At 63.8% G+C, this 18794-nt stretch carries 18 protein-coding genes; 9 read left to right on the forward strand and 9 right to left on the reverse strand.

What is annotated here, in order from left to right; translation table 11 throughout:
- Positions 1–72 precede the first annotated feature (72 nt).
- The 7 genes from gsiB (at position 73) to BTM36_RS25950 (ending at position 6615) form a co-directional block, all read left to right on the forward strand.
- Positions 73–1644 carry a glutathione ABC transporter substrate-binding protein GsiB gene (gene gsiB / locus BTM36_RS25920; RefSeq protein ID WP_039875449.1) on the forward strand — a complete coding sequence of 524 codons (1572 nt, stop codon included), beginning with the start codon at positions 73–75 and terminating at the stop codon, positions 1642–1644.
- Positions 1645–1773: 129 nt separating this feature from the next.
- Complete coding sequence (gene gsiC / locus BTM36_RS25925) at positions 1774–2694, forward strand: glutathione ABC transporter permease GsiC (RefSeq protein WP_006463594.1); 921 nt, start codon at positions 1774–1776, stop codon at positions 2692–2694.
- An 8-nt stretch (positions 2695–2702) separates the two neighbouring features.
- Positions 2703–3647: a glutathione ABC transporter permease GsiD gene (gene gsiD, locus BTM36_RS25930; protein ID WP_006463593.1), complete on the forward strand. Its 945-nt coding sequence runs from the start codon at positions 2703–2705 to the stop codon at positions 3645–3647.
- Between the two features lie 35 nt (positions 3648–3682).
- Positions 3683–4711 carry a P1 family peptidase gene (locus BTM36_RS25935; protein ID WP_077238500.1) on the forward strand — a complete coding sequence of 343 codons (1029 nt, stop codon included), beginning with the start codon at positions 3683–3685 and terminating at the stop codon, positions 4709–4711.
- Positions 4712–4735: 24 nt separating this feature from the next.
- Positions 4736–5581, forward strand: coding sequence for a M55 family metallopeptidase (locus BTM36_RS25940; protein WP_077238501.1), 846 nt, complete (start codon positions 4736–4738; stop codon positions 5579–5581).
- A gap of 84 nt (positions 5582–5665) precedes the next feature.
- On the forward strand, positions 5666–6139 hold the full coding sequence (locus BTM36_RS25945; protein WP_006463590.1) for an antitoxin Xre/MbcA/ParS toxin-binding domain-containing protein: 474 nt from the start codon (positions 5666–5668) through the stop codon (positions 6137–6139).
- Positions 6136–6615 (forward strand): RES family NAD+ phosphorylase, encoded by a 480-nt coding sequence (locus BTM36_RS25950; RefSeq protein WP_077238502.1) that lies wholly within the window; start codon positions 6136–6138, stop codon positions 6613–6615. The genes BTM36_RS25945 and BTM36_RS25950 overlap by 4 nt, the downstream gene beginning before the upstream one ends.
- A gap of 26 nt (positions 6616–6641) precedes the next feature.
- Here BTM36_RS25950 and BTM36_RS25955 read toward each other — a convergent pair whose 3' ends face one another.
- The 8 genes from BTM36_RS25955 to BTM36_RS25990 form a co-directional block, all read right to left on the reverse strand.
- A complete protein-coding gene (locus tag BTM36_RS25955; protein ID WP_006463588.1) occupies positions 6642–7535 on the reverse strand; it encodes a ketopantoate reductase family protein in 894 nt (297 codons plus the stop codon).
- 84 nt (positions 7536–7619) lie between these two features.
- Positions 7620–8456 carry a GntR family transcriptional regulator gene (locus BTM36_RS25960; RefSeq protein ID WP_139347297.1) on the reverse strand — a complete coding sequence of 279 codons (837 nt, stop codon included), beginning with the start codon at positions 8454–8456 and terminating at the stop codon, positions 7620–7622.
- Entirely contained in the window at positions 8434–10053 is a 1620-nt protein-coding gene (locus tag BTM36_RS25965; RefSeq protein ID WP_077238503.1) for a gamma-glutamyltransferase family protein, read from the reverse strand. The genes BTM36_RS25960 and BTM36_RS25965 overlap by 23 nt, the downstream gene beginning before the upstream one ends.
- Before the next feature lie 33 nt (positions 10054–10086).
- Positions 10087–11034 (reverse strand): ABC transporter ATP-binding protein, encoded by a 948-nt coding sequence (locus BTM36_RS25970; RefSeq protein ID WP_077238554.1) that lies wholly within the window; start codon positions 11032–11034, stop codon positions 10087–10089.
- Between the two features lie 16 nt (positions 11035–11050).
- Positions 11051–12010 (reverse strand): ABC transporter ATP-binding protein, encoded by a 960-nt coding sequence (locus tag BTM36_RS25975; protein WP_077238504.1) that lies wholly within the window; start codon positions 12008–12010, stop codon positions 11051–11053.
- A 45-nt stretch (positions 12011–12055) separates the two neighbouring features.
- Complete coding sequence (locus BTM36_RS25980) at positions 12056–12949, reverse strand: ABC transporter permease (protein ID WP_006463583.1); 894 nt, start codon at positions 12947–12949, stop codon at positions 12056–12058.
- Between the two features lie 55 nt (positions 12950–13004).
- A complete protein-coding gene (locus BTM36_RS25985; protein ID WP_006463582.1) occupies positions 13005–13943 on the reverse strand; it encodes an ABC transporter permease in 939 nt (312 codons plus the stop codon).
- Positions 13944–14008: 65 nt separating this feature from the next.
- Positions 14009–15508 carry an ABC transporter substrate-binding protein gene (locus BTM36_RS25990; RefSeq protein ID WP_077238505.1) on the reverse strand — a complete coding sequence of 500 codons (1500 nt, stop codon included), beginning with the start codon at positions 15506–15508 and terminating at the stop codon, positions 14009–14011.
- A 448-nt stretch (positions 15509–15956) separates the two neighbouring features.
- Here BTM36_RS25990 and BTM36_RS25995 point away from each other — a divergent pair, with 448 nt between their 5' ends.
- Positions 15957–16418: a MarR family winged helix-turn-helix transcriptional regulator gene (locus tag BTM36_RS25995; protein ID WP_077238506.1), complete on the forward strand. Its 462-nt coding sequence runs from the start codon at positions 15957–15959 to the stop codon at positions 16416–16418.
- A 335-nt stretch (positions 16419–16753) separates the two neighbouring features.
- Positions 16754–17776, forward strand: a complete 1023-nt coding sequence (locus BTM36_RS26000; RefSeq protein WP_077238507.1) for an alpha/beta hydrolase — start codon at positions 16754–16756, stop codon at positions 17774–17776.
- A 152-nt stretch (positions 17777–17928) separates the two neighbouring features.
- On the opposite strand, the gene BTM36_RS26005 is transcribed toward BTM36_RS26000, so the two are convergent.
- Entirely contained in the window at positions 17929–18597 is a 669-nt protein-coding gene (locus BTM36_RS26005; protein WP_077238508.1) for an alpha/beta hydrolase, read from the reverse strand.
- Positions 18598–18794: the final 197 nt, after the last annotated feature.

The following is an 18794-nucleotide window of genomic DNA, read 5'->3' on the forward strand; positions in this document are numbered from 1 at the left end:
GTTGTAAATGCTTCAGTGCAGTAATCCCCACTACGTCGTACCAACCTCGCTTTACTGATCAGGAGAGACTACATGACTACCACTGCAACCCGGAAGGGCATGACCATTGCCAAATGGCTGGCCGTCGGCGCCCTGGGCACCTCGCTGCAATTTGCAGCGGCACATGCGTTCGCGGCCAAGACCGTGACGCTGGCGGTGTATTCCACCTTCACCACGCTGGACCCCTATGACGCCAACGACACCCTGTCGCTGTCCATGGCCAAGTCCTTCTACCAGGGCCTGTTCGGTTTCGACAAGGACATGAAGCTCATTCCAGTGCTGGCCGAAGGCTACCTGGTGAGCAAGGACGGTCTGGAATACACCATCCGCCTGAAGCAGGGCGTGAAGTTCCAGGACGGTACCGTGTTCAAGGCCGATGCCGTGAAGGCCGTGTTCGACCGTGTCACCAACCCGGACAACAAGTTGAAGCGCTACAACCTCTTCAACCGCATCGCCAAGACCGAAATCCTGAACGACTACACCGTCAAGATCGTGCTCAAGGAGCCGTTCTCGGCCTTCATCAACGTGCTGGCCCACCCGTCGGCAGTGATGATTTCGCCGGCTGCGCTGAAGCAGTACGGCAACAAGGACATCGCCTTCCACCCGGTCGGCACCGGCCCCTTCAAGTTCGTCGAATGGAAACAGACCGACTACGTCAAGGTCGAGAAATTCGATGGCTACTGGAAGCCGGGCTACCCCAAGGTCGACGAGATCATCTGGAAGCCGGTGGTCGATAACAACGCCCGCTCGGCCATGATGCAGACCGGCGAGGCGCAATTCACCTATCCGCTGCCCTACGAGCAGGCCGATCTGTTGAAGAGCAAGTCCAACCTGGATGTGGTGGCGGCACCGTCCATCATCCAGCGTTACATGTCGATGAATACCAAGCAGAAGCCTTTCGACAACCCGAAGGTACGCGAAGCCATCAACTACGCCATCAACAAGCAGGCGCTGGTGAAGGTGGCCTTCAACGGCTATGCCACGCCGATGGAAGGCGTGGTACCGCAGGGCGTGGACTACGCCTTCAAGACCGGCCCCTGGCCCTATGACGTGAAGAAGGCCAAGGCCCTGCTGGCCGAAGCCGGTTATCCGAATGGTTTCGAGACCGAACTGTGGTCGGCCTACACGCACAGCACGGCACTGAAGATCATCCAGTTCCTGCAGCAGCAACTGGCGCAGGTCGGCATCAAGGCCAAGATCCAGGCCCTGGAGTCCGGTCAGCGCGTGGAACGCGTGGAAAGCTGGCAAGACCCTGCCACCGCGCCGGTACGTCTGCTCTACATCGGCTGGTCCTCCTCCACCGGTGAAGCCGACTGGGCACTGCGTCCGCTGCTGGCTTCCGAAGCCATGCCGCCGCGCCTGTACAACACCGCCTACTACAAGAACGACAAGGTCGACGCCGACATCGCCAAGGCCCTGACCCTGACCGATCGCAAGGAAAAGGAAGCCCTGTACAAGGATGCCCAGCAGGAAATCTGGAAGGATGCACCGTGGGCCTTCCTGGTGACCGAAAAGCTGCTGTACGCGCGCAACAAGAACCTCAAGGGCGTCTATGTGATGCCTGACCAGGCGATTGAATTCGAGAACATCGAACTGACGAAGTAAGCAGGCAGCACCAAGCGGCGGCGCAGCAGGAGCGCGCCGCCACTTGCATTCTTCGGTGGACGTCTGGTCCATCGCGCAACAAGAAGGGCCCGATCCATCGGCGAAGAGCGGCCTTATTCAGAGAGCATCATGTTTTCCTTTGTCATCAAACGCCTGTTAGGCCTGATTCCCACGCTGCTGCTGGTGGCGGTCCTGGTATTTCTGTTCGTGCACTTGTTGCCGGGCGATCCGGCACGCCTGGCGGCCGGCCCCGACGCCGACGACAAGACGGTCGCGCTGGTGCGTGCCGACCTCGGCCTGGACAAGCCCCTGCCGGAGCAGTTCGTGAACTTCTTCGTCAACGCCGCCAAGGGTGACTTCGGTCGTTCCATCCGCAGCAAACGCCCGGTCTCCGAAGAGATCGCCGCGCGCTTCTGGCCCACGCTGTGGTTGACGGTGGTGGCCATGATCTGGGCCGTGATCTTCGGTCTGATCATCGGCATTTCCTCGGCGGTATGGCGCAACAAGTGGCCGGATCGCCTGGGCATGACGCTGGCGGTGTCCGGCATTTCCTTCCCGGCCTTCTCGCTGGGCATCCTGCTGATGCAGGTGTTTTCGGTCAACCTGGGATGGTTGCCCACGGTGGGCGACGACACCTGGCGCCACTACATCCTGCCCTCGATCACGCTGGGCGCGGCGGTGGCGGCGGTGATGGCGCGCTTCACCCGTTCCTCCTTCATCGAGATCCTGCAGGAAGACTTCGTCCGTACCGCCCGCGCCAAGGGCCTGACCGAGACGGTGGTAGTCATCAAGCACTGCCTGCGCAATGCCCTCATTCCGGTGGTCACCATGATGGGCCTGCAGTTCGGCTTCCTGTTGGGTGGCTCGATCCTGGTCGAAGTGGTCTTCAACTGGCCGGGCATGGGGCGCCTGCTGGTGGACGCGGTCGAAATGCGTGACTACCCCATCATCCAGGCCGAGATCCTGCTGTTCTCGCTGGAATTCATTTTCATCAACCTGGTGGTGGACGTGCTGTATGCCGTGATCAACCCCAGCATCCGTTTCAAGTGAGGGGAATCATGTCGCTCTCCAATTCGCCTCTGGCAACCACCTCCGAAACCGGCGCGCCCTTGCCGCCGCCCGATCCCGCCGCGGTCACGGCCTCTGGCCAGAAGATCCGCACCCCGTGGCGCGAATTCTGGCGCAAGTTCAAGAAGCAGCGCCTGGCCGTCTATGCCGGCGTGTTCATCCTGCTGCTGATCCTGGTCGCCATCCTGGCCCCCTGGATCGTGCCGTTCGATGCCGAGAACTTCTTCGATTACGACGCCCTGAACTCGCCGCCGACCTGGACCCACTGGTTCGGTGTGGACTCGCTGGGCCGTGACATCTTCAGCCGCATCCTGATGGGCGCACGCATTTCGCTGGCCTCGGGCTTCTTCTCGGTGGCCATCGGCGCCGTGATCGGCACCGTCTTCGGCCTGCTGGCCGGCTACTACGAGGGCTGGTGGGACCGCATCACCATGCGCATCTGCGACGTACTGTTCGCCTTCCCCGGCATCCTGCTGGCCATCGGCATCGTCGCCATCCTGGGTGGCGGCATGATCAACGTCATCATCTCGGTGTCGGTGTTCAGCATCCCGGCCTTTGCCCGCCTGGTACGCGGCAATACCCTGCAATTGAAGAACCTGACCTATATCGAGGCTACCCGCAGCATCGGTGCGTCCGATACCACCATCATGTGGAAGCACATCTTCCCTGGCACCATCTCGGCCATCGTGGTGTATTTCACCATGCGCATCGGCACCTCCATCATTACTGCCGCCGGGCTGTCCTTCCTCGGCCTGGGTGCGCAATCGCCCACGCCGGAGTGGGGCCTGATGTTGAACGAAGCCCGCGCGGACATGGTGACCTCGCCGCACGTGGCGCTGGTGCCCAGCATCGCCATCTTCCTCACCGTGCTGGCTTTCAACCTGCTGGGCGATGGCCTGCGTGACGCGCTCGATCCCAAGATCGATCAGCGTTGATGGCGATGGGCCTGCCGCTTGTGACGAGGTCGCCTATGTCGACGCTACCGCACATTGGCCGGCTTGCCGCCGGCCCGCGTAACAGCATCACCGACGTGGCCGGCGTGACCGTCGGCCATTGCACCCTCGATGACGGCCCGGTGCAGACCGGCGTGACCGTGATTGCGCCGCATGGTGGCAACCTGTTCACCCACCGCCTGCCGGCGGCGGCGGCGGTCATCAACGGCTTCGGCAAGAGTGCCGGGCTGGTGCAACTGGAAGAGCTGGGCCTGCTGGAGACGCCGATTGCGCTGTCCAACACCTTCGCCGTCGGCACGCTGCTCAACGCCCAGATCGCCCACACCCTGCGCGCCAACCCGCAATGCGGGCGCAGCCTGCCCACCGTCAATCCGCTGGTGCTGGAATGCAATGACGGCTATCTCAACGATCTGCAGGCGATGGCGGTGCAGCCGGCGCATTTCGATGCGGCCCTGCAGGCAGCTTCATCTGAGGTGGCCCAAGGTTCGGTGGGCGCCGGGCGCGGCATGTCCAGCTTCGGACTGAAGGGCGGGATCGGGACGGCTTCCCGGGTAGCCGTTGTCGGCGCCGCGGGGCAGGGCTACACCGTGGGGGCGCTGGTGCTGTCCAACTTCGGTCGCCTGCCCGAGCTGATCCTGGCCGGCGATCCACTGGGCGCGCGCCTGGCCGCTGCAGAGCCGCCGGATGCCGCCCCCGAGAAGGGCTCCATCATCATCCTCCTGGCCACCGATGCGCCGCTGGATGCGCGCCAGTTGAAGCGCCTGGCCGTACGGGCCGGTGCCGGGCTGGCACGTACCGGATCGGCCTATGGGCACGGCAGCGGCGATATCGCCCTGGCGTTTTCGACCGCGCAGCAGATCGAGGCCGCGGCCGAGTGCGTGCAGATGGCCTTGTTGGCCGATCATCTGCTGGACCCGCTGTTCCATGCTGCCGCCGACAGCGTGGAGCAGGCCATCGTCCATGCGCTCTTTGCCGCCGAGACCGTGTACGGGCGCGACGGCCATGTGCGCGTCAGCCTGCGCGAGCGGCTGGCGGCATTGAACTGAACGACTTACCGTAGCGAGATTTTCATGACTGGCAAACGCGCCAACATTCTGGTTTCCGTCGATATCGAAGGCGTGGCCGGGGTTTTTCACGTCGAGCAGACCCGTGCCGGCAACGGCGAATATGAACGCGCCCGGCGCTGGATGACCGAAGAAGCCAACGCCGTCATCCGCGGTGCCCTGGCGGCCGGTGCCACCGCCATCAAGGTCAACGACTCGCATGGCGGCTTCCGCAATCTGCTGCCGGACCTGCTGCATCCGCAGGCCCGCATGGTGCTGGGCAAGCCCCGCGTGCTGGGCATGATGGGTGGCGTGGACCAGGAGATCGATGCCGTGATGTTGGTGGGTTACCATTCGCGCGCCCAGGGGCGCGGCATCCTCGCGCACACCACCAACAGCTTTGCCTTTGCCCGGGTCTGGCTGGGCGGGCAGGAGATGGGCGAGGCCGGTCTCTATGGCGCACTGGCTGCCGAGCACGGCGTACCGGTGATCTTCGGCAGCGGGGACGATGCCTTCATTGAGGAAAACCAGCCGCTGTATCCCCACGCGGTCTTTGCCGAGACCAAGAAAGCCTATGGCGCCAACAGTGGCGATTCGCTGACCCCTCAACAATCTTGCGTGTTGCTGGAAGAGCGCGCCCGGCAGGCAGTGACCAGCCTGCTGGCGCAACCGGCGTCGATGCCGGTACTGCCCTTGCGCGGACCACTGCGGTGTCGGCTGCAGGTGCAGACCGTGGCGCTGGCCGACCTGTTCAGCCAGTTGCCCATCCTGGAGCGCAGCGACAATGTCACCGTGGAGTTCGATGCGCCGACGGCGGAATACGCGGTGCGCGTGCTCAACAGCTTGTCGGCGATGTCGGCCATGCTGCGCTAGGCTTTCTCATTTGGTAGTTTGTTGACTCTCATTTGGGAAGGTTCTAAGATGAGAGAGTGAAACTGACCAAATGAGAGGTTGACCATGGCAACACGATCCGCCGCCGTCCGTGCATCCGCTTCCGCGAAAGTGACGCATGGCCTGGGTGCCAGGCCGCATGATTTCGAACGTTTCGCCAGCATGGACCCGATCAGCCAGGGTCGGACCATCCGCGATGGCATGGAGGCCATCATCGCCGAGCGCGTTGCCAAGGAACTGTTGCAGGTTCCCCTGCAGACGCTGCTGGCCGGGCTGGGCCTGCCCAGTTCGACCATTCTGCGCAAGATTTCACGCAAGGAACGCCTCTCGGGGCCCGAATCGGACCGCATCGCACGCGTGCTCTATGTCCGCGAACAGGCCGCCGATGTCTTCGAGGATGAAGCGCTGGCGGCGCAGTGGATGTGTCGTCCCAATGCCACCCTGGGCGGCATGACGCCGCTGGAGGTACTCGATACGCAGCCTGGCTATGACCGGGTCCGCGATATCCTGAGCCGTATCGCCTTCGGGGTGGCGGCTTGAGTGTCACCCGTGTTTACCGGCTCGCCAAGGAAAAACCGGGGCATTATGCGGCCGATGATCTTTCCGGCAATGGCGCAGCCTTGAGTGGCGGTCGCTGGAATCCACGTGGCCTGAGGGTGCTCTATACCTGCTGTAGCGCCTCCACGGCGCTGCTGGAATCCCTGGTCCACATGGCCGGGCTGATGCCACGGGCCAACTTCTACCTGGTCGTGCTGGAGTTGCCGCAGGCCGAGGTGCGCAAGGCCTATATTCCGGAGCTGCCACCGGACTGGTCCGACATCACCCGCGATCCGGCCAGCACGGCGGCCATCGGGAAGCACTGGATCGAGCAGGGGAAGCAGCTTGTCATGAAGGTGCCATCAGTGGTCAGTCCCACCGATTTCAACCTCCTGCTCAATCCCCTGCATCCGCAGATGGCCGGTGTCAGGGTAGTGGAAAAGCAGCTCTTCCAGTTCGACGCCCGGCTATTCGGCTAAGGTGTCCGCCCTGGTTTGCCTCGTAGTCACTTCACCTTGCTCTCGATCAGCTTGACCAGCGCATGCACGGTCAGGTTGACCGGTGTGGACAGCCCATGGGCCTGGCCGCGCCGGACGATGAAGCCGTTCAGATGGTCGATTTCGCTGGGCTTGCCGCGTGCCAGGTCCTGCGCGGTCGAGGAGAACTGGGAGGGCATGGTCTCGATGATCTTGCGTACGGCGGTGTCGACGTCGCCGGCCAGTGTCACGCCTTCGGCAGCGGCCACGGCCTTGCATTCGGCCACCAGGTGGGCCATCACCTCCGGCACCCCCACGCCTTCCACCAGCTTGCCGTAGGGCAGTTGCGCGATGGCGGAGAGGGCGTTGTAGGCGCAGTTGATGATCAGCTTCAGCCACAGGGCGCCACGCACATTGTCGGAAATCTCGGTGGGCACGCCGGCGGCGATCAGGGCATCGGCCGCAGCACGGCTGCGCGCAGCCGGTTCGATCACCAGTTCGCCGCGTCCGTGGTGCTTGACGTGGCCGGGGCCGGCCATTTCGGTGGCGACGTAGACCACCGCCGCCGACACCGGTTGCGGGATCACGGTGCGCAGGCGCTCGGCATTGTCGGTACCGTTCTGCAATGTCAGCACCAGCGTATCGGCGCCCAGGTAGGGGCGCAGTTGCGCGCCGGCAGTTTCGGTATCAGGAGACTTGACGCAGAACAGCACCAGCTCGGCGCCGGCGACAATGGCGGGATCGGTGCTGGCCTTGACGGGGATGGTCTCATCGAAGGTCTTGGCTTCCAGCCGCAGGCCACGGGTATTGAAGGCCTCCACGTGCTGGGGGCGGCCCACCAGGACCACCTCATGTCCGGCGCGTGCCAACATCCCGGCAAAATAACAGCCCACTGCACCCGCGCCCATCACTGCAACTTTCATGCGTGTCTCCCCGCTCGGTAGATTGATGACGAAGCGGAAAGCCTAACACAGCACCGCGGTCTTTTCAGGCGGGGTCAGCAGCGGTCAGAACGAGCGCCGCACCCGCACCGACACATAGGCCGGGGGCTTGGTGGTGGCAGTGGCCCGGGCGCTGTGCAGGCGGTGCAGGGTGATCTGGTTGACCTCGGCATGGCTGCCGTCGATGTGTTCTCCCATGATCTGCTGTGCCGCGTCGGCATCGCCGGCTGCGATGCATTCCAGGATGGCGGCATGTTCCTCGTAGGTCGAATGCAGGCAATCGCCATAGAGGAAATCCAGGCGGCGCACGATGCGGATGCGGTCGGTCAGGCGGTCGAAGGTATCGGCCATCTCCTGGTTGCCGGCCGCGCGCACCAGGGTCTGGTGGAACACTTCGTCGAGCTGTGCGGCCTTGGGGCCATCCAGCTCGCGGGCCTGCTCCGGCACGCACCAGGAGGCGCGCAGTCCGGCCAGCACGCTCTGGTCGCCGTCCTGGGCGCACAGGCGGCGCACGGCGTGGGTCTCGATGAGCTTGCGCATTTCGTAGAGGTCGGAAAAGCGCTTGAAATCGATCGGCACGATCTCCCAGCCACCGCGCACGTAGCCCTGCATCAGGCCATCGTTCTGCAGCCGCTGCAGGGCTTGCCGCACCGGCGTGCGCGAGACCTTGAAGTAGGCGGCGATTTCGGTCTCGGTGATCTGGTCGCCGGGTAGCAGCCGCATGTCGAAGATGTCCTGCCGCAGCTGGGCGTAGACATACTCGGGCAGGGAGCCGCTGCGCACCAGCGCATCGTCGCCGTCGGGCTCGGCCACGTCGATGGCCTCGGCCGTCGGCGGCAGGGGGGAGGGGACAGCCACGCTCTTCACGATGGTCGCATCCTCACCAGGCCGCCACGCAGCCATCGGTGCGCGGTTCGGTACCGCCGCACAGGACACCTTCGTCATTGCGCCAGATGATCTGGCCACGGCCGAAGCCCAATTGGTTGCCTGACCACGAGACCTCGTGACCAAGCCCGCCCAGGCCACGGAACAGGTGTTCGGCGGTGCTGTGTTCGATGGAGACCTTGTTGCCCTTTTCCCATTCCCAGCGTGGCGCATCCAGCGATGCCTGCGGGTTGAGGCCGAAATCGACCGTGTTCATCACCATCTGCACATGGCCCTGTGGCTGCATGAAGCCGCCCATCACGCCGAAGGGTCCGACTGCCTGACCGTTGCGCGTCATGAAGCCGGGGATGATGGTGTGATACGGGCGCTTGCCCGGCGCCAGCACGTTGGCATGGCCGGCTTCCAGGGTGAAGTTGTTGCCACGGTTGTGCAGGGCGATGCCGGTACCCGGCACGACCAGGCCGGAGCCAAAGCCCATGTAGTTGCTCTGGATGAAGGACACCATGTTGCCCTCGGCATCGGCGGTACACAGATAGACCGTGCCGCCGCGTGAGGGATCGCCGGCCACCGGCAGGGTAGCGCGTTCGCCAATGAGTTTGCGGCGTTCGTCGGCATAGGCGTCGGAGAGCAACTGCTCCACCGTCACCTTCATGTGGGCCGGGTCGGCGATGTGCGCCAGGCCATCGGCGTAGGCCAGCTTGATGGCTTCGATCTGGCGGTGGTAGGTGGCCAGGGTGTCGCGCTCGGAAAAGTCGTAGGCCTTCAGCAGGTTCAGCGCCATCAGGGCCACCATGCCGTGGCCATTGGGTGGGATTTCCCAGACGTCGTAGCCGCGATAGTTCACGCCGATGGGGTCCACCCATTCCGGCTGGAAGGCGGCCAGGTCGGAGGCTTGCATGTAGCCGCCCGCTTGCTGGATGAAGGCGGCGATCCGGCCAGCCAGTTCACCGCGATAGAAACCTTCGGCGCCATCCTCGGCGATGGATTGCAGGGTCGCGGCATGGCCGGCCGAGCGCCACAGCTGGCCGGCTTGCGGCGCCTTTCCATCGATGCAGAAGGTGTCGAACCAGGACTGGAAATGGGCGTCCTTGAATTCACGCTTGAAGTTCTGTTGTGCCACCTGCCAGGCGTGCGCCACCATCGGCGAAACCGGGAAACCTTCCTGCGCCAGGGTGATGGCACCGGCCATCGAATCGGTAAGGGCCAGCTTGCCGAAGCGCTTGGCCATGGCAGCCCAGGCGCTGGGCGTGCCGGGCACCGTCACCGGCAGGGCGCCGTATTTGGGGACCTCCTTCAGGCCGGTGCCGGTGAGCTTGTCGGCCGAGATCGATTGCGGTGCCGGGCCACTGGCGTTGAGTCCATGCAGCTTGCCGCCATGCCAGACCAGGGCGAAGGCATCGCCACCGATGCCGTTGGCGGTCGGCTCCACCACCGTCAGCGCGGCGGCCGCGGCGATGGCGGCGTCGATGGCATTGCCGCCGCGCTGCAGGACTTCCAGCCCGGCTTGCGCGGCCAGTGGCTGCGAGGTGGCGACCATGCCGCGCCGGGCATAGACGGCACTGCGGCGCGAGAAGTAGGGATAGTGGTTGCTGCTGAAGTCGGGGAAGTCAGGCATGGCGGTCTCTCGTTCTTGGGTCAGGTGTGTATTTTAGCGATACAGGTGGCAGGCCACGGTATGAGTGGGGCTGAGCTTGATCGGGGCCGGCGCTTCACGCTGGCAGACTTCCATGCAGGACGGGCAGCGTGGATGGAAGTGGCAGCCGGCGGGCGGCGCGGCCGGGTTGGGGATGCTTCCCTGCAGCACGATGCGCTGGCGCTGCTCGCGTGGGTGTTCACGCGGGATAGCCGAGAGCAGGGCTTGTGTATAGGGGTGGCTGGGCCGGACGTAGATGTCTTCACGCGCGCCCAGCTCCACCATGCGGCCCAGGTACATCACGCCGATGGTGTCGCTCACATGGCGGATCACGGCCAGGTCGTGCGAGACGAAGAGATAGGTCAGCCCCAGTTCCTGCTGCAGTTCGCGCAGCAGGTTGAGGATCTGCGCCTGGATCGAGACATCCAGCGCCGAGACCGCTTCGTCGGCCACTACCAGCCTGGGGCGGGTGATGATGGCGCGGGCGATGCCCACGCGCTGGCGCTGGCCGCCGGAGAATTCGTGCGGATGGCGCGCCGCATAGGCCGGGTTCAGACCCACCATGTCCAGTGCCTCGGCCACCTTGCGCTTGCGGGTGGCGCGGTCGTGCAGGCCATGCACGATGAGCGGCTCTTCCAGCACTTCGCCGATGCTCATGCGCGGGTTCAGCGAGGAGTAGGGGTCCTGGAACACCATCTGCATGTGGCGGCGCATGGCGCGCAGCGGGCCGGCCGGCAGCAGGGTGATTTCCTGGCCCATGAAGCGCACGCTGCCTTCGGTGGGTTCGATCAGGCGCAGTACGCTGCGGCCGGTGGTGGACTTGCCGCAGCCGGATTCGCCGACCAGGCCCAGGGTCTGGCCTTCGGCGATGCTGAAGGAGACGTCGTCAACGGCCTTGACGGTGGTGCTGCCGGCAGCAAAATGTTTTTTCAGTCCGTGGACTTCGAGCAGGGGAGGGTTCATCGTCATTAGCCTTGCTTCAATGCGGATACCAGCAGCGCACATGATGGCCGTCGCCCAGGTCTTCCAGTGGCGGCATTTCCTGGCGGCAGATGTCCTGCGCGCGGGCGCAGCGGGCGGCGAAGCGGCAGCCGCTCTTGACGGTGCCGGGCGGCGGCACGCTGCCGGGAATGGCATTCAGGGGCGCGCCGGGCGTGGCGTCCAGTGCCGGGCGGGCGCGCATGAGGGCGTGGGTGTAGGGGTGGGCGGGGCGGTCGAAGAGGTCCTCCACGCTGCTCTGTTCCACCACCTGGCCGGCATACATCACCACCACCCGTTCGCACATCTCGGCCACCACGCCCAGGTCGTGGGTGATCAGCAGGATGGAGGTCTGCTGCTCGCGCTTGAGGTCACGCATCAGGTCCAGGATCTGGGCCTGGATGGTGACGTCCAGGGCGGTGGTGGGTTCGTCGCAGATGAGCAGCTTGGGCTTGCACAGCAGTGCCATGGCGATCATCACGCGCTGGCGCATGCCGCCGGAGAGGCTGTGCGGGTATTCGTCCACCAGTTGCGCGGCCCGTGCCAGGCCCACGCGTTCCAGCATGGCCAGCACGCGGGCATCGATTTCCTGGCGCGCCAGGCCGGTGTGGATGCGCAGCATCTCGGCCAGTTGTTCGCCGATGCGGTGCAAGGGGTTCAGGGAAGTCATCGGTTCCTGGAAGATCATGGCGATCTCCTTGCCCCGGATGCCGCGCAGGGCCTCATCCTCGGCCTGCAGCAGGTCGCGCCCGTCGAAGCGGATCGCGCCTGACAGGCGGGCCTGGCTGGCCATGGGGAACAGCCGCAGGATGGACAGCGCGGTCACGCTCTTGCCGCAGCCGGATTCGCCCAGCAGGCCGACCGTTTCGTCGCTGCCCAGCGAGAAGGAGACACCATCGACCGGCGCCACGCGCCGGCCGTGGCTCAGGAATTCTATTTTCAGTTTGTCGATTTCCAGCATGGGTATTCCTTGGCGGCTCACTTGGTGACTCACTTGGTGATGCCATCAGCGGCTCAGTTTTGGATCAAAGACTTCGCGGATACCGTCGCCCAGCAGGTTGAAGCCCAGCACCACCAGGAAGATCGCCAGCCCCGGCCACATGGCCAGCATCGGCGTGGTATTCAGGTAGCCTTGGGCGATGTGCAACATGGAGCCCCAGCTCGGATCTTCCGGCTTGGCACCCAGGCCCAGGTAGGACAGGCCGGCTTCGGCGATGATCGCGGTGCCCATGGCGAAAGTGGCCTGGATCACCAGCGGTGCCAGCGAATTGGGCAGGATGTAGCGCCACATGATGCGCAGGTGGCCGGCGCCGATGGAGCGGGCCGCCATCACGTAATCGAGGTTGCGGATGGTCATGGCCTGGCCGCGTGCCAGGCGCACGAAGGACGAGGTAAAGCCGATACCCACCGCCACCATGGCATTGTAGAAGCCGCCACCCAGTGCGGCCGCCAGTGCCAGCGCCAGGATCAGGGAGGGGAAAGCCTGCAGTGCGTCGACCACGCGCATGACGATGGCATCGACCGCGCCACGGTAGTAGCCGCTGACGATGCCGATGGGCACGCCCAGGGAAAACGCCAGCCCCACCGAGATCAGCGCCGCCTGTAGCGAGATGCGCGAGCCAAAGAGCATGCGGGTGTAGATGTCGCGGCCGAGGTCGTCGGTGCCCAGCCAGTGTTCGGCGCTGGGGCCGGCCAGCAGGTTGCCGTAGTCCTGGTCGAAGATGGGGTCGTAGTGCGCCAGCAGTGGCGCGGCCAGTGCCAGCACGATCAGCAGCCCGATGATGAGGGCGCCGATCAGCGCCAGCCGATTGCCGGCGAAGCGGCGCAGGGTGCGCCAGCGCGGCAGTTCGGGCAGGGCCTGGGAGGACGTCGTGTTGGTCGTGTTGGTGGAGGAATTCATGGTCGGGCCTGGCAGGGTGGGCGGGGATGCATGGTGCTCATGAAGCTCATTGTGATCATCGTGAAATACGCGGATCGATCACGCTGTAGAGCAGGTCCACGCCCAGGTTGACGATCACCACCATGACGGTGGCGGCCAGCACGCCGGCCTGCACGGTCACGTAGTCGCGCTGGAAGATGGCGTCCACGATCATCTTGCCCATGCCGGGAATGCCGAAGATGCTTTCGGTGATCACCAGTCCACCGAGCATGCCCGAGACCATCAAACCGCTGGCGGTGAGCACCGGGATCATGGCGTTGCGCAGGGCGTGGCCCAGCACCACCTGCCAGTCGCGCAGGCCCTTGGAGAAGGCGGTGCGGATGTAATCCTCGTTGAGCACTTCCAGCAGGCTGCTGCGCACCATGCGCATGAGGATGGCCGATTCGCGCAGGCCGGTCACCACCATGGGCATGATCATGGCGATCAGGTTGGCGTGCCAGTCCACGCTCAGCGGCACGAAGCCCGAGGCCGGCAGCCAGCCCAGCTTGACCGCGAACAGGATGATGAACAGCATGCCCAGCCAGAAGTGTGGCACCGACATGCCGAACAGCGCGATCAGGGTGCCGATGGCATTGGCCCAGCCACGTGGTCGTGCGGCCGAGAGGATGCCGGCCGGCACGGCGATGATCACCGCCACCAGGAAGCTGCCGATGGCCAGTTCGATGGTCACCGGCAGGCGTTGCCACAGGGCGTCGGCCACCGGTGTGTTGTCGATGAAGGAGCGGCCCAGGTCGCCGTGCAGCACGGCCCACAGCCAGCGCCCGTACTGCACCAGCAGCGGATCGTCCAGGCCCAGTTTCAGGCGCAGGGCGGCCGCCGCTTCCGGCGTGGCTTCCATGCCGAGGATGGCGGCCACCGGATCGCCCGGTAGCACCGCCAGCAGGGAAAACACCACCATGCTCACCAGCAGCAGGGTGGGGAGGGACAGCAGGAGACGCTTGAGCAGCTTGGGCATGGCTTGTTTTCGAAACGACTTGAAACGACCTGAGACGACCTGCGATGGTGTGCGATGGCGTGCGACTACTTGGACACGGTGGCAGTGCGGATCACGCCGTCGGGCACGTACTGGAAGCCCTTGACCGACTTGGCGATACCGAACAGCACGTTGTCATGCACCGTGTAGATGTAGGGCACTTCCTTGACCAGGATGGCCATGGCCTGGTCGTAGAAGCCCTTGCGCTTGGCCTGGTCGCCTTCCACCCGGGCTTGCTGCAGCAGGTCGTCCACTTCCTTGGCGCCGAAGTGGGAGTAGTTCAGCGAGCCATTGGTGGTGACGAAGTCATAGATGTTCTGGTCCGGGTCGGGACGTCCGCTCCAGCCCACGAAAAGGCCTTCGAAATTGCCGGCCTTGCCGGCCTCGATCTGGGTGGCCAGCTCGGTCTTTTCCAGCGTGACGCTGATCCCGGCGGGACGCAGCATGCCCTGGATCATCTGGCCGACCTGCAATTCATCCGGGGTGGTGGGCAGGGTCAGCTTGAAGCTGAAGCCACCTTCCTTGCCGGCTGCCTTCAGCAGTGCCTTGGCACGCGCCACATCGACCTTGGGCGGGACGTCGCTGGGACCGTTGGCGAACTGCGCCTTGGAGAAGGGTGAGTGGCCGGCGGCCACCGCGTTGTTGTAGACCACCTTGGCGATGGCGTTGCGGTCGATCAGGATGTCCACGGCTTCGCGCACTTCCTTCTTGTCGAAGGGAGGCTTGCCGGTATTCATGTAGAAGCCACGGAAGCCCAGCGAGGGCTTGTTGAGCACGGTGTAGCTGGCGTTGGCGGGGACGTTGGTGATTTCCTTGTAGGGGAAGCGATTGGTGATGTCCACCTGGCCGCTGCGCAGGTTGTTGAAGGCCACGTTGACGTCCGGCATGATCTTGTAGACCACCTCGTCCACCTTGGGCAGGCCGGCGCGCCAGTAGTCGGGATTCTTCTTCAGGGTGATGGTGGCGCCCTTGAGCCGGCCTTCATAGCTGAAGGGGCCGGTGCCGACCGGATGGTTGACGTAGTCGTCGCCATATTTCTTCACGGCCGCCGGCGAGGACATCATGCCGGCACGGTCGGTGAGGATGGAGAGGAAGGGTGCGAAGGGCGTGGAGAGATCCAGTTTGATGGTGTGCTCGTCCACCACCGTGATCTTGCTGACGTACTTCAGCTCGTTACGGCGCAAAGATGTCTTTTCCTGGCCGCGCAGCAGGTTGAATTCCACCGCCTTGGCATCGAAGGGCGTGCCGTCCTGGAACTTCACGCCCTTGCGCAGAAAGAGGGTATAGGTCTTCTGATCCTCCGAGACGGTCCAGCGCTCCGCCAGCATCGGCACGATCTTGCCTTCGCCATCCAGGTCCACCAGCTTGTCGAAGATGCTCTGGTAGACGATGCGCTCATTGAGCATCGAGGACTGGGTCGGATCGAGCTTGCCGGGATCGGCGTCCAGGGAGATGTTCAGGGTCACTGCCAGGGCCGGCAGGGAACAGGCGGCAAGTACCGCCGAGGACATCGTGGACAACAGGAAACGGGAGACGCGCTGGTTCATTCGGTGTTCCTTTCAAGGGTCATCACGCACTGGTCGCAGCCGGCTGGCGTTCCCACGCCGCTCGGCGCAGGGGAATGTCGTCAGGCCATCGCGGCAGCTTAGGCGATGAAAACGGTGAGGGCAAGGACGGATACGTCAATGTATACAACAAAGAAGACATGCATGAACCGTGCCATATCTGCCCGGATCGGGCCCACTAGCGGGATGCCTTGCAGCACTTGCCTGGTCGGCCGGAGAGGCCTCCGGGCGGTGCTTCGTGCCGTGATTCATGGCAGGGCGTAGTGAGGTTCGCCGATGGGGCAATGCCCTGCGGCGGTGCGCGCGAGGCTATCGGATGGGGGCAGGTGATGGGGCAAGATCATGTTGCGGAATGACCTCGCAAGAGCGCATTAAAAGATTTTTCATTAAATCGCTTGCTATTTAATTTTGGCCTCGTTAAACTGCGTCCATGAATTCGAAAACAGACAAACGCAAGGCGGCCCCGCTACTGGATGCCCAGTTGTGTTTTGCGCTGTACTCGACTTCGCTGTCGATGAGCAAGCTCTATCGCAAGCTCTTGCGCAACATGGGCATCACCTATTCGCAGTACCTGGTGCTGATGGTGTTGTGGGAGCAGGACCAGTTGACGGTCTCCGAGATTGGCGAGCGCCTGGTGCTGGATTCGGCCACGCTCACGCCCTTGCTCAAGCGCATGGAAGCGCAGGGACTGCTGACCCGCGAACGGGCGGCCAGCGATGAGCGCCAGGTGGTCATTTCCCTGACGCCCGAAGGCGACGCACTGCGTGAGCAAGCCGTGGAGCTACCGAGGGAAGTGTTGAGGGCGACCGAGTCCACCGCCGCCGAACTGATGGCGATGAAGGAAGAATTGATGGAGCTGCGCGCCCGCTTGCACAAGAACACGGGCGAGTGAGAGAGGGATGTGATGGCGATGCCGACGTCCCTTTTTTAAGGCGATATAAGTAGTGCGCTATATAATAGCGTGGTAAATTGATCGCATCGGTATTTTTGTTGGCGATCGATGGTGAGCAAGGTCAATATCGCCCAGGTTTGCAGGACGCGCTGTTATACGCAGAGCCAATGGTTTTAATAGGTAGTTTGCTATTTAATAGTGATTTAGTTGTATGTGTTTTCCATGCAGTTTTCGACCCTTGGGGTCAGTGTTTCGAAGTAGCTGGTTGTTGTTCCCTCGTTGAAATTTCCCGGTGCAGATGCACCAATCCGACCATAGAAAAAAGGAAGAAGATCATGAAATCGTTCAAGCAACTCGCCGCCGTCGCCGCCATCGGTCTGGTATTCGGCAATGCCTACGCAGCTGGTGACGCCGGTGTCGAGCCGACCACCCAGTCCTTCCTGCAAGCCCTGGAAGCAGGCGGTGGCAAGCCCCTGGAACAGCTCTCCCCGAAAGATGCACGTGCCGTGCTGGTGGGCGCGCAAGCCGGTGTGAAGCTGGAACTGCCCAAGGCGGATGTGTCGGAAAAGACCATCACCGCCGACGGCCAGGAAATCAAGCTGACCATCGTGCGTCCGGCCGGTTCGGCCAAGAAGACGCTGCCGGCCTTCATGTTCTTCCACGGCGGTGGCTGGGTGCTGGGCGACTTCCCGACCCACGAACGTCTGGTGCGTGACCTGGTGGCCAACTCCGGTGCCGTGGCTGTCTTCGTGAACTACACCCCGTCGCCGGAAGCCAGCTACGGTGTGGCGATCAACCAGGCCTACGCCGCCACCAAGTGGGTGGCCGCTCATGGCAAGGAAATCAACGTCGATGGCAAGCGCCTGGCCGTGGCTGGCAACAGCGTCGGCGGCAACATGGCTGCGGTCGTGGCCCTGATGGCCAAGGACAAGGGTGGCCCCGCACTGCGTTCGGAAGTCCTGATGTGGCCGGTGACCGATGCCAACTTCGAGACCGGTTCCTACAACCAGTTCGCCAATGGCTACTTCCTCACCAAGAACATGATGAAGTGGTTCTGGGACAGCTACACCACCGACGCTGCCAAGCGCAAGGAAATCTACGCTTCGCCGCTCAATGCGTCCCAGGCTGAGCTGACCGGCCTGCCGCCGACCCTGATCCAGACCGCCGAAAACGACGTGCTGCGTGATGAAGGCGAGGCCTACGGTCGCAAGCTGCAAGCCGCCGGTGTGGCTGTGACCAGCGTGCGCTACAACGGCATGATCCACGACTTCGGCCTGCTGAACGTGCTGGCCAAGGTACCTGCCGTGCAGACCGCAATGCGTCAGGCGGGCGAGGAACTGAAGTTCCGCCTGAAGTAATCGCCTGACCGGAAGTGCCGGACCGCTGCACAGGCAGCGTCCGGCTTCAAGCACAACGCCCCCGAACGACAGCGTCGTCCGGGGGCGTTGTGTTTTCCGTCGCCGTCGCGTTCAGCGCGGCATCAGGGGATCAGAACTCAGGGCCGAGGACTTCAGGCCAGGACCTTGGTCAGCCAGGCGCCGATATCGGCCACTTCTTCGCCACACACCGAGTGCTGCATGGGGTAGTCATGCCATTCGACCTTGTGGCCCAGTTGCGTGAGCAGTTCGCGCGATTTGACGGCGCGTTCCAGCACCACCACCGGGTCCATGGTGCCGTGCGCCATGAAGATCGGCGTGTCATGGTTGGCACCGTGGCGTTCGGCCTCGATGGTGGTCGCCAGCGGCAGGTAGCCGGACAGGCACATCAGGCCGGCCAGTCGCTCCGGATGGCGCAGGCCGGTCTGCAGGGTCATGGCGCAGCCTTGCGAGAAGCCGGCCAGCACGATGCGCTCGGCCGGGATGCCACGCGCCTTTTCGTTGGCGATCAGCGCTTCGATGGCGGCCTGCGAGGCGCGCAGGCCGGGTTCGTCTTCGCGGCGCACCAGGTCGGGGGCGAAGATGTCGTACCAGGCGCGCATCACGTAGCCGCCGTTGATGGTCACCGGCATGGTGGGCGCGGTGGGGAAGATGAAGCGGATCGGCGGGCAGCCGGAGAGGTCCAGCTCGCGCACGATGGGCACGAAGTCCGAACCGTCGGCACCCAGGCCGTGCAGCCAGATGACGGCAGCAGTCGGGTTGGGGGCGGTTTCGATCTGTATCGTTTCGAGTTGGGCTGCCATGGGTGAGGTTTCCTGATTGCTTGTGAGTTGACGGTTGGCGCTTGACGGCACAGAGCAGGCAGTGGATTTGTGTCTGCCGCCGGGGCGGCGCACAATACGGTGTTGTCCGTCGTCCAGTGTCGCTGCGAGCCAGTCATATTGCGATGGGCTCACATCATACGATGAACACCGCGCAAATGCTGCCGCGCCGAACGAGG

Origin of the sequence: Herbaspirillum sp. VT-16-41, from assembly GCF_001994935.1 — a bacterium.
GTDB lineage: Bacteria > Pseudomonadota > Gammaproteobacteria > Burkholderiales > Burkholderiaceae_D > Herbaspirillum > Herbaspirillum frisingense.

What these genes read in the sequence shown, in the direction of transcription:
- gsiB (WP_039875449.1), top strand. Translation starts at nt 73, where the DNA reads ATGACTACCACTGCAACCCGGAAGGGCATGACCATTGCCAAATGGCTG.
- gsiC (WP_006463594.1), top strand. Translation starts at nt 1,774, where the DNA reads ATGTTTTCCTTTGTCATCAAACGCCTGTTAGGCCTGATTCCCACGCTG.
- gsiD (WP_006463593.1), top strand. Translation starts at nt 2,703, where the DNA reads ATGTCGCTCTCCAATTCGCCTCTGGCAACCACCTCCGAAACCGGCGCG.
- BTM36_RS25935 (WP_077238500.1), top strand. Translation starts at nt 3,683, where the DNA reads ATGTCGACGCTACCGCACATTGGCCGGCTTGCCGCCGGCCCGCGTAAC.
- BTM36_RS25940 (WP_077238501.1), top strand. Translation starts at nt 4,736, where the DNA reads ATGACTGGCAAACGCGCCAACATTCTGGTTTCCGTCGATATCGAAGGC.
- BTM36_RS25945 (WP_006463590.1), top strand. Translation starts at nt 5,666, where the DNA reads ATGGCAACACGATCCGCCGCCGTCCGTGCATCCGCTTCCGCGAAAGTG.
- BTM36_RS25955 (WP_006463588.1), bottom strand. Translation starts at nt 7,535, where the DNA reads ATGAAAGTTGCAGTGATGGGCGCGGGTGCAGTGGGCTGTTATTTTGCC.
- BTM36_RS25960 (WP_139347297.1), bottom strand. Translation starts at nt 8,456, where the DNA reads ATGGCTGCGTGGCGGCCTGGTGAGGATGCGACCATCGTGAAGAGCGTG.
- BTM36_RS25965 (WP_077238503.1), bottom strand. Translation starts at nt 10,053, where the DNA reads ATGCCTGACTTCCCCGACTTCAGCAGCAACCACTATCCCTACTTCTCG.
- BTM36_RS25970 (WP_077238554.1), bottom strand. Translation starts at nt 11,034, where the DNA reads ATGAACCCTCCCCTGCTCGAAGTCCACGGACTGAAAAAACATTTTGCT.
- BTM36_RS25975 (WP_077238504.1), bottom strand. Translation starts at nt 12,010, where the DNA reads ATGCTGGAAATCGACAAACTGAAAATAGAATTCCTGAGCCACGGCCGG.
- BTM36_RS25980 (WP_006463583.1), bottom strand. Translation starts at nt 12,949, where the DNA reads ATGAATTCCTCCACCAACACGACCAACACGACGTCCTCCCAGGCCCTG.
- BTM36_RS25985 (WP_006463582.1), bottom strand. Translation starts at nt 13,943, where the DNA reads ATGCCCAAGCTGCTCAAGCGTCTCCTGCTGTCCCTCCCCACCCTGCTG.
- BTM36_RS25990 (WP_077238505.1), bottom strand. Translation starts at nt 15,508, where the DNA reads ATGAACCAGCGCGTCTCCCGTTTCCTGTTGTCCACGATGTCCTCGGCG.
- BTM36_RS25995 (WP_077238506.1), top strand. Translation starts at nt 15,957, where the DNA reads ATGAATTCGAAAACAGACAAACGCAAGGCGGCCCCGCTACTGGATGCC.
- BTM36_RS26000 (WP_077238507.1), top strand. Translation starts at nt 16,754, where the DNA reads ATGAAATCGTTCAAGCAACTCGCCGCCGTCGCCGCCATCGGTCTGGTA.
- BTM36_RS26005 (WP_077238508.1), bottom strand. Translation starts at nt 18,597, where the DNA reads ATGGCAGCCCAACTCGAAACGATACAGATCGAAACCGCCCCCAACCCG.